Origin of the sequence: Lysinibacillus sp. NPDC097231 (assembly GCF_044761885.1) — a bacterium.
Lineage (GTDB): Bacteria > Bacillota > Bacilli > Bacillales_A > Planococcaceae > Lysinibacillus.
This window is the reverse complement of the sequence record NZ_JBIWDH010000067.1, coordinates 1-6,597: the sequence shown is the minus strand read 5'-3', so window position 1 is coordinate 6,597 and position 6,597 is coordinate 1. Positions and strand designations below refer to the sequence as shown.

9 protein-coding genes and 1 pseudogene are annotated in these 6,597 nt (G+C 40.0%); 9 read left to right on the top strand and 1 reads right to left on the bottom strand.

Going from position 1 to position 6,597, the window contains the following annotated elements:
- From ACIQXF_RS22910 to rpsI, 8 genes are all read left to right on the top strand, one after another.
- Positions 1 to 175 (top strand): DNA-directed RNA polymerase subunit alpha C-terminal domain-containing protein (locus tag ACIQXF_RS22910; RefSeq protein WP_402788089.1); only part of this gene is annotated, 175 nt, incomplete at its 5' end.
- A 56-nt stretch (positions 176 to 231) separates the two neighbouring features.
- Entirely contained in the window at positions 232 to 612 is a 381-nt protein-coding gene (gene rplQ / locus ACIQXF_RS22905) for a 50S ribosomal protein L17 (RefSeq protein ID WP_068986534.1), read from the top strand.
- A 627-nt stretch (positions 613 to 1,239) separates the two neighbouring features.
- Positions 1,240 to 2,085 (top strand): energy-coupling factor ABC transporter ATP-binding protein, encoded by an 846-nt coding sequence (locus ACIQXF_RS22900; protein ID WP_402788084.1) that lies wholly within the window; start codon positions 1,240 to 1,242, stop codon positions 2,083 to 2,085.
- Positions 2,061 to 2,933, top strand: a complete 873-nt coding sequence (locus tag ACIQXF_RS22895) for an energy-coupling factor ABC transporter ATP-binding protein (RefSeq protein WP_402788082.1) — start codon at positions 2,061 to 2,063, stop codon at positions 2,931 to 2,933. The genes ACIQXF_RS22900 and ACIQXF_RS22895 overlap by 25 nt, the downstream gene beginning before the upstream one ends.
- Positions 2,930 to 3,727 (top strand): energy-coupling factor transporter transmembrane component T family protein, encoded by a 798-nt coding sequence (locus ACIQXF_RS22890; protein ID WP_402788076.1) that lies wholly within the window; start codon positions 2,930 to 2,932, stop codon positions 3,725 to 3,727. Before ACIQXF_RS22895 ends, ACIQXF_RS22890 begins: the two co-directional genes overlap by 4 nt.
- 14 nt (positions 3,728 to 3,741) lie before the next feature.
- Entirely contained in the window at positions 3,742 to 4,482 is a 741-nt protein-coding gene (gene truA / locus ACIQXF_RS22885; protein ID WP_402788073.1) for a tRNA pseudouridine(38-40) synthase TruA, read from the top strand.
- Positions 4,483 to 4,961: 479 nt separating this feature from the next.
- Positions 4,962 to 5,399, top strand: a complete 438-nt coding sequence (gene rplM / locus ACIQXF_RS22880; RefSeq protein ID WP_053596074.1) for a 50S ribosomal protein L13 — start codon at positions 4,962 to 4,964, stop codon at positions 5,397 to 5,399.
- A 25-nt stretch (positions 5,400 to 5,424) separates the two neighbouring features.
- Positions 5,425 to 5,817: a 30S ribosomal protein S9 gene (rpsI, locus tag ACIQXF_RS22875; RefSeq protein WP_004233744.1), complete on the top strand. Its 393-nt coding sequence runs from the start codon at positions 5,425 to 5,427 to the stop codon at positions 5,815 to 5,817.
- An 88-nt stretch (positions 5,818 to 5,905) separates the two neighbouring features.
- On the opposite strand, the gene ACIQXF_RS23075 is transcribed toward rpsI, so the two are convergent.
- Positions 5,906 to 6,019, bottom strand: coding sequence for a hypothetical protein (locus ACIQXF_RS23075; protein ID WP_483869739.1), 114 nt, complete (start codon positions 6,017 to 6,019; stop codon positions 5,906 to 5,908).
- 65 nt (positions 6,020 to 6,084) lie between these two features.
- Between ACIQXF_RS23075 and ACIQXF_RS22865 the strand changes: the two are divergent.
- Positions 6,085 to 6,369, top strand: a pseudogene (locus tag ACIQXF_RS22865) (JAB domain-containing protein); the annotation flags it as partial.
- Positions 6,370 to 6,597: the final 228 nt, after the last annotated feature.

Below are 6,597 nucleotides of genomic sequence, written 5' to 3'. Positions count from 1 at the left end.
ACTTTCTGTTCGTTCTTATAACTGCTTAAAACGCGCTGGTATTAATACAGTACTAGAACTTGCGAATAAGTCAGAAGACGATATGATGAAAGTTCGTAACCTTGGACGTAAGTCACTAGAAGAAGTAAAAGCGAAGTTAGAAGAGCTTGGTTTAGGATTACGCAAAGAAGACTAAGCGATTTAAACAAAACTTATAAGATCAGATATTTTTTATAAAGGAGGGAAACATCCATGGGTTACAGAAAACTTGGTCGTACAAGTTCTCAACGTAAAGCGATGTTACGTGACTTAGCTACTGATTTAATCATCAACGAGCGTATCGAAACTACTGAGGCTCGCGCTAAAGAAGTACGTAAAGCTGTTGAAAAAATGATTACATTAGGTAAACGCGGTGATTTACATGCACGCCGTCAAGCTGCTGCATTCATCCGTCGTGAACTAGTAACAACTACTGATGCAGAAGGTAACGAAACAACTTCATTTGCACTTCAAAAGTTATTCGATGATGTTGCACCACGTTATGCAGAGCGTCAAGGTGGTTACACTCGTATTCTTAAAGTAGGTCAACGTCGTGGTGACGGTGCACCTGTTGTTGTGATTGAATTAGTTTAACTTCTTTAAAGAAGTTAAAGCCTCCGGCGGATGTCACGGAATCGCAAAGTATTTCTAAAAAGGATGTTAGCCTAAAACCATCGCATCCATGCGATAACGGCTAACTGACCTGCATCATGCAGGCCTAGGCACAAAGCCGATTCCGGACGCAATTATGCCGAGGCATAATTGAATCATAAGAGAAGACAAGTGGTGAAGAGGGTGGAATCACCACCCTCTTTCTTTATAAACGATTTATACGACAAATAATTAAGCTGAGCGTTATGATGAGCGGACACTGTTGTGTGGCGTCTCGTTTAGCTCTCCGCACCTCATTCAAAGGAAACAAGGGCTTGAGCACCCTCGTTTCTTGTAAATGTAACGACTTGCGCATTTCTATCGAATGAGGTGCGCGCTTTTTTATTTTTTAAACAAGCAATAAGAGATAGCGCCAATATAGTGGTGCTTTTTTTTATATACGCCTTCTTTTTATTGATTCTTGAAAAACCATTCAAATTATATTGAAATAGATGAAAGAAGAGAAAGCCTTTTTACTTTCTTTATCGACATAATGATTGTAGTAGAATTCATACATAAAAAAGTGTAAGTTAGTTAGTAGAGCTGAGCATGTAGAGAGGAGTTCTAGAAATGCCTGAAATTTTATCGTTAAATAATGTAACGTTTTCATATACACCAGAAGAAAATGAAAGTCGCAATGCTGTAGAAAATGTAAGCTTCGCGGTACAGGAAGGTGAATGGATTGCCATTGTTGGCCATAACGGTTCTGGTAAATCCACCATTGCAAAGCTTATGAATGGCTTGTTATATCCACAGCAGGGTGATGTGCGTATATTACGCGAAGTGTTGAGTGAGGAAAACCTTTGGGAGAGCCGCTCACAAATGGGTATGGTTTTCCAAAATCCAGACAATCAATTTGTTGGAGCGACAGTGCAGGATGATGTTGCCTTTGCCCTTGAAAACAACGGTGTGCCATTTGAAGATATGGTGGAACGTGTAAATGCAGCACTTGAGCAAGTAAAGATGAGCGATTTTTTAGATCATGAACCACATCACTTATCAGGTGGGCAAAAGCAGCGTGTTGCCATCGCAGGTGCACTCGCATTAAAACCAAAGCTTCTTATTTTAGACGAAGCAACATCTATGCTAGATCCACAAGGACGTGCAGAGGTATTACAAACAGTTCAAACTTTACGTGCAGAAACAGGGCTAACGGTAATATCTATTACACATGATTTAGAGGAAGCAATGCTTGCAGATCGTGTTCTTTTTATGAATGATGGTAAGAAATTTGCTGAAGGTACACCTGCTGAAATTTTTGCACTAGGGGACAAGTTAGTTGAGCTGGGACTGGACTTACCATTTGCCATGAAGTTATCCAAGTTATTGCAAAAGGAAGGTGTTCCACTAATGGGACAACATATGACAGAAGAAGAGTTGGTGAATGATTTATGGACATCAAACTTCAACAAGTAAGCTTTGCCTATGCACAAGGTACACCCTTTGAAAAACGTGCATTATTCGATGTAGATTTTGAAATTCCATCACATACGTATCAGGCGATTATCGGACATACTGGCTCCGGTAAATCGACAATTCTTCAGCATTTTAATGCACTTCTAAGACCTACTTCAGGGGAGGTACATATTGGAGATCGTATCGTTGCAGCAGGAAAAAAGGCGAAGAATTTAAAAGCTGTTCGTCAAAAGGTTGGTATTGTATTTCAATTCCCAGAGCATCAATTGTTTGAGGAAACGGTGTTAAAGGATATTATGTTTGGTCCTATGAATTTTGGCGTACCGGAGCAAGAGGCTGAAGCGCGAGCAAAAGAGCTTATAGGTTTAGTAGGCTTGCCAGAAAGCGTACTTGAAAAATCACCTTTTGATTTATCAGGGGGACAAATGCGCCGTGTGGCAATTGCTGGTGTATTAGCGATGGAACCTGAAGTTATTGTTTTGGATGAACCAACTGCTGGGCTTGATCCACGTGGTCAAAAAGAAATTATGGATATGTTTTATAAGCTTCACCAGGAACGAGGGCTAACGACGATTCTCGTTACGCATAGCATGGAGGATGCAGCCCGTTATGCAGACAATATTATCATCATGCATGAAGGAAAAAATGTATTAAGCGGTGCACCTCAAGAAATCTTCAGAGATGTTGAGACATTAAAGAATTACCGCTTAGAGCCACCCCGTATCGTACGCTTTCAGCAAAAAATCGAAAATATGATCAATAAGTCCTTCTCTAAGATATGTTTAACGGAGGAGGAGCTTGCTGCTGAAATTGCTCAAGTGTTAAGAGAGGAGCGTGCAGAATCATGATGGAGAAAATGATATTTGGGCGCTTCTTACCTGGAAATTCTCCGGTTCATAAGCTCGATCCACGATCAAAGCTCATATTTGTATTCGCTTTCATTATTATTGTGTTTTTAGCAAACAATACAGTGACATATGCATTGCTGTTGGCATTTACTTTACTCATTGTGCTAGTGTCACGTATTCGCCTGTATTTTTTAATTAATGGTTTAAAGCCGGTACTATTTTTAATGGCATTTACCTTCCTGCTTCATATTTTTATGACGAAGGAAGGCGCCCCAGTATTTGAGTGGAAGTTTATCACTATCTATGAAGAGGGTATCCGACAAGGGATATTTATTTCGATACGTTTTCTAGTTCTAGTATTTATGACATCTATCTTGACGCTTACAACTTCTCCGATTTCAATTACGGATGGCATTGAAGTATTGCTAAATCCATTAAAGGCATTGAAAGTGCCTGTCCATGAGTTAGCTCTTATGATGTCTATTTCATTGCGCTTCATTCCGACCTTAATGGATGAAACAGATAAAATTATGAAGGCACAAATGGCACGTGGTTCGGATTTATCTTCTGGCCCTATCAAGGATCGCATTAAGGCGGTTGTACCTTTACTAGTACCTCTCTTTGTAAGTGCTTTTAAACGAGCTGAGGATTTAGCAACGGCTATGGAAGTAAGAGGCTACCGAGGAGGCGAGGGGCGTACTAGGTACCGCAAGCTAAAGTGGGATATGAGCGATACATTCGCGCTCGTGTTATTAGTAGCAATGTCCGTTTTATTATTCTTCTATAGAAGTTAAAAGGAGTAAGCTTTATGCGACGATTAAAAGTAGTAATTAGTTATGATGGAACACATTTTTCAGGCTACCAGGTACAACCGGGGGAACGTACTGTCCAGGCAGAGCTTGAGCGTGTTCTAGCCATGATGCATAAAGGGGAAAAGATCAAGGTAACTGCAAGTGGTCGTACAGATGCAAGAGTACATGCCACGGGCCAAACATTGCATTTTGATACGCCACTTGCGATTCCAGTAGAAAAATATATGAAAGCATTGAATGTTCAACTACCAAAAGATATTCGAGTAATGACAGTTGAAGAAGTGACTGCTGATTTTCATGCGCGCTACAGTGTGACAGGGAAGCGGTACCGTTATATATGGTCATGTAAGTCTGTACAGAGCCCATTCCGCAGACATTATACAGTGGAGACAAATGGTGTAAAGCCAAATGTTGAGGCAATGCAGGAGGCAGCGAAGGCCATTATCGGTACACATGATTTCTCATGCTTTTGTGCAGCCAACACAAGTGTTAAGGATAAGGTGCGAACAGTAACTGCATTGCAATTTGAGTGGTACGATGAGGAGCTTCATATGATTATCGAAGGAAATGGCTTCTTATATAATATGGTACGCATTATTGCAGGTACACTTTGGGAGGTTGGAGTAGGACGTCGTGATATTGAGAACGTGGAGTTAGTCGTTAAATCTTTGAATCGTGATAAAGCAGGAAAAACTGCTCCTCCACAAGGTCTATATCTTGAAAAAGTCTTCTATTAAAAGGCTATCAACAAAAGTTGGAGATGCCATTTATATCATGTGTATGAGTTGATTGGAATAGAGACTGTGCGACTCCTTGGGGATTAGCGTCACGTAGCGAAGTGAATTAGGGGAACGAAGGCTAAAAGCATCACGTCTTGTGATAATGACTTCGTGACCAACATCCTGCGCTTTCGCGGCAGAAAACACTTGTTGCCTCACGCCCTTAGGAAAGCGCCCAGTCGAAGCGGAAATCGACCAAACGTGATGGTGATAAGGCATTAGGAAGTACAAAATGAAGGCTCACAAAAGCCCTAATTTAACCAATCAATGAATCTGAACAACTTCTCCAGGTGTTTATTGAAATTGCTTGACTTTAAAAGTCATTCATTATATGATAACAGATGGTATTTTCATTACCACCACAAATAAGCCCCGAAAACTTATAGTGTAGTTTAATGAAAAATAACGGTAATCGAATCGATTAGGAGGATATATACATGCGTACAACATTCATGGCTAAAGGTCACGAAGTAGACCGTAAATGGTTAGTAGTTGATGCAGAAGGCCAAACTCTTGGACGTTTAGCTTCTGAAGTAGCTGCAATCTTACGTGGTAAACATAAACCAACATTCACACCAAACGTTGACACAGGTGATCACGTAATCATCATCAACGCTGACAAAATCCATTTAACTGGTAACAAATTAGAGGGTAAACTTTACCGTCACCATACTCAATTTGCGGGTGGTTTAAAAACTCGTACTGCTGGTGAAATGCTAGATAAGTACCCAACAAGAATGATCGAATTAGCGATCAAAGGGATGCTTCCTAAAAACTCTTTAGGTCGTAAAATGTTCGGTAAACTAAACGTTTACACAGGAACAGAACATCCACATGCTGCACAAAAACCAGAAGCATACGAGCTTCGCGGATAATATAAATTAAGAGGAGGATATTACTTTGGCACAAGTTCAATACATCGGCACTGGTCGCCGTAAAAGTTCTGTAGCTCGCGTACGTCTAGTACCAGGTACAGGTAAAATTGTTATCAACAAACGTGAAATCGAAGAATACGTACCATTCGCTGCATTACGTGAAGTAATTAAACAACCATTAGTAGCTACTGAAACTACAGGAAGCTATGATATCCACGTAAACGTTAACGGTGGTGGATACACTGGTCAAGCTGGTGCTGTACGTCACGGTATCGCTCGTGCTCTACTTCAAGTAGACCCAGATTTCCGTGCTGCATTAAAATCTGCTGGATTACTTACTCGTGATTCACGCATGAAAGAACGTAAAAAACCAGGTCTACGCGGCGCTCGTCGTGCACCTCAGTTCTCAAAACGTTAATCAATTTCTTATTGCATCAACGTTTACAAAGGTTTTTTGGTTCAAGTTGGTTCAAATCAGCTTGAACCTCATAAAGAACTTAACAGGTTTAAAGCATCAGCATCTTGCTGGTGCTTTTTTCTGGCATTAATTCCAGATAATAATTCTGTGTGGTTTGAATATTAATGTGACCTAATCGCTTTGATACATAAGCAATATTTATGTCTTGGGCAAATAAAAACGATGCATGAGTATCTCTTAAACCGTGAAACGTTGTTTTCTTAAATATCGAAAAATAATATTATTGCAGTTCATTGTTGTCATGTAGGTTCGTTAAATGCCTCACTCGTCCATCCACGCGAGGTGTTTAAATCAGCAATTCTTAATAATGCATCCAGTGTCATTGTTGCTCATCAGCATCCAAGTGGTGACATAGCGCCATCGAAGGAAGATATTAACGTTACAAAGAGATTAGCCGAAGCTGGAAAGTTACTAGGCATCGAAGTGCTTGATCACTTAGTAGTAAATAGTGATACCAGTTTTACTAGCCTGAAAGAGAGAGGGTATATTTAAAAGGGAGAAGCAGCTCCCTTTTTTTCTTCAAGGTATATTTATATATTCGCATTATGGTAGGTTTTGGTAGTATGATTATTAGAGTTAATGTATCATATAGAATATATAGAATATGGAATCATTACATATTAAAGGTTCATCACCAAAAGTCGGGGATGACAAAATCAATGCCCTGTTTCCAATTGTAAGCGAAGGAACAGGTGGATCTCATTTCGATAGCCAAATCCA

What these genes read in the sequence shown, in the direction of transcription:
- rplM (WP_053596074.1), top strand. Translation starts at nt 4,962, where the DNA reads ATGCGTACAACATTCATGGCTAAAGGTCACGAAGTAGACCGTAAATGG.
- rplQ (WP_068986534.1), top strand. Translation starts at nt 232, where the DNA reads ATGGGTTACAGAAAACTTGGTCGTACAAGTTCTCAACGTAAAGCGATG.
- ACIQXF_RS22900 (WP_402788084.1), top strand. Translation starts at nt 1,240, where the DNA reads ATGCCTGAAATTTTATCGTTAAATAATGTAACGTTTTCATATACACCA.
- ACIQXF_RS22890 (WP_402788076.1), top strand. Translation starts at nt 2,930, where the DNA reads ATGATGGAGAAAATGATATTTGGGCGCTTCTTACCTGGAAATTCTCCG.
- ACIQXF_RS22895 (WP_402788082.1), top strand. Translation starts at nt 2,061, where the DNA reads ATGGACATCAAACTTCAACAAGTAAGCTTTGCCTATGCACAAGGTACA.
- truA (WP_402788073.1), top strand. Translation starts at nt 3,742, where the DNA reads ATGCGACGATTAAAAGTAGTAATTAGTTATGATGGAACACATTTTTCA.